Below are 2,386 nucleotides of genomic sequence, written 5' to 3'. Positions count from 1 at the left end.
AACGTGTCCCGATCCATGCCCGCCTCCCGCGTTCGGTATCCTTCATGATACCAAATCCGGGAATGCATAGCGAACGCTATTTGAGCCTATCGGTAATTTCGGCAGAATCGGGCCCCTCAGGGCCGGGTCTGGCCGGTGCCCCGGACCTGATACTTGAAGCTGGTGAGCTGCTCCACGCCCACCGGGCCGCGCGCGTGCAGCTTGCCGGTGGCGATGCCGATTTCCGCGCCCATGCCGAACTCGCCGCCATCGGCGAACTGGGTGGAGGCGTTCACCATCACGATGGCGCTGTCCACGGCGTTCAGGAACCGCTCGGCGGCGGCGGCGTCCTCGGTCACGATGGCGTCGGTGTGATCCGAGCCGTGCGCCGCGATATGCGCAATGGCGTCGTCCAGGCCCTCCACCACCTTCATGGATACGATGGCGTCCAGGTACTCGGTGTCCCAGTCCGCGTCGGTGGCGGGCTCGGCCGAGGGCGCCAGGGTGCGCACCCCGTCGCAGCCGCGCACCACGCAGCCGGCGTCGTTCAGGTCGCGCACCAGCGCGGGCACGGCGTCGGCGGCGATGGCGCGGTCCACCAGGATGGTTTCGGTGGCCCCGCAGATGCCGGTCCGGCGCATCTTGGCGTTGACCGCGAGGGTCCGGGCCTTGTCCAGGTCCGCCCCGGCGTGCACGTAGGTGTGGCAGATGCCCTCCAGGTGCTTGAACAGGGGCACGCGGCTTTCCGCCGTCACACGCTCAATCAGGCTCTTGCCGCCGCGCGGCACGATCACGTCCACGTATTCGGACGCCCGCAGCAAGGCGCCGACGGCGGCGCGGTCGGTGGTGGGGATCATCTGGCAGGCGTCGGACGGCAGGCCGGCGGTGTCCAGGCCGTCCTGGATGCAGCCCAGGATGGCGCTGGACGAATGGAAGCTCTCCGACCCGCCGCGCAGGATGACCGCGTTGCCGGCCTTCAGGCACAGGGCGGCGGCGTCGGCGGTGACGTTGGGCCGGCTCTCGTAGATCACGCCGATCACACCCAGCGGCACCCGCACGCGCGCAATGCGCAGGCCGTTGGGCCGGTCCCACGCCGCCAGCTCGGCGCCGATGGGATCGGGCAGCGCGGCGACCTCGCGCAGGCCCTGGGCCATGGCCGCGATGCGGTCATCGGTCAGGCGCAGGCGGTCGAGCAGGGCTTTCGACAGGCCCTTGGCCTCGCCGGCGGCCATGTCGCGGGCGTTGGCGTCCTTGATGGTGTCGATCTCGGCCATCAGGGCATCGGCGGCGGCGGTCAGCACCGTGTCCTTGGCGGCCGTCGGCGCGGTGGCGAGTGTGCGCGCGGCGGCGCGCGCGCGCCGGCCGATGTCCGCCATCAGGGCGTCGATGTCGCCTGCCGTCGTCTCCAGAGCGTCCATGATGCTGCCTCCGCGCCGCGTGTCGATCGAGGCCCCGGTATAGCCGGAGACGGCCGGGTCTGTCATCAGGCCGACGGAGGGGGCAGGGCGACGGGCTCAGGTTAACGGGATCGCTCTTCCAGGTCTTTGCAGGGGGTCGGAGACCTGTGCGCGAGATCCTTCAGCCGCTTCGCGGCTTCAGGATGACATCCTATATTTTTGGTGGGTCATCCCGCGTGAGCGAAGCGAGACGAGGGATCTCGAGCGGCCTGCTCAGGCGGCGCGGAACAGGCCGTCATGTTAACCTGAACCCGTTGCCCTGCGGCCCGGAGACGGTCTCGGCAAGCGCGTAACGCGTACTTGACGGCGCAAGCAAGTCCTGCGATAGAGAGGCGCTTTGCGCGGCCGGTGAACCGGAGGCGCGCAGTATGGTCGCGACCGGGCGGCGCCCGGCCGGGGGGTTTTTGCGTGCCAAGGGTTGCGTTTTTTGCATAGCTGGGTCCCGGGCCATGTTCTGGCATGGCGAGTCCAACCCCCAGACCCAAAGACCAGACGAAGTTCAGGGACCTACCCGCAAGGGTCGGATCCGGGCGCCTCATCCTTCCGCTTTTTGGGCCGGTATCCGGCGCGTGCAACACACCGCCCGCCCGACCTTTCGTGTGTTCACGTACACCTTTTTCTCATATTACAGAGATCCGTTGGAGAGCTACGCATTTTTACTTTGTGTGATAAGTGAAAGTTGGTGATTGGCAGCCAATCACAACCAGGGCCGCAGTGAAATAGGTTGCATATTCGTTAATGGGGCAACTTTATTCACAGTTTCCACAAGCCCTATGCTCGGCTGTCCGGTATTGCTTTCGTCGTGAATCCAGGCCATTCTTATGGCTGGACAGACGCCGGAGGTCACCATGGAATATTTCCAGAATACTTTAGAAGGCTTATCCCTTTGCTTCCGGCGCGATCAACATATCGTAGGAGATTGGGCCTTTGGTGGTGGCGATGCCCAGGAG

At 66.0% G+C, this 2,386-nt stretch carries 1 protein-coding gene; it reads right to left on the bottom strand.

Features of this window, described 5'->3' with window-relative positions:
- Positions 1 to 116 precede the first annotated feature (116 nt).
- On the bottom strand, positions 117 to 1,400 hold the full coding sequence (locus GHC57_RS18865) for a glutamate-5-semialdehyde dehydrogenase (protein ID WP_425500701.1): 1,284 nt from the start codon (positions 1,398 to 1,400) through the stop codon (positions 117 to 119).
- Between the last annotated feature and the right edge of the window lie 986 nt (positions 1,401 to 2,386).

It is taken from the genome of Roseospira navarrensis, from assembly GCF_009601025.1.
In the GTDB taxonomy this organism is placed as follows: domain Bacteria; phylum Pseudomonadota; class Alphaproteobacteria; order Rhodospirillales; family Rhodospirillaceae; genus Rhodospira; species Rhodospira navarrensis.
This window is presented reverse-complemented; position numbering and strand designations above follow the sequence as displayed.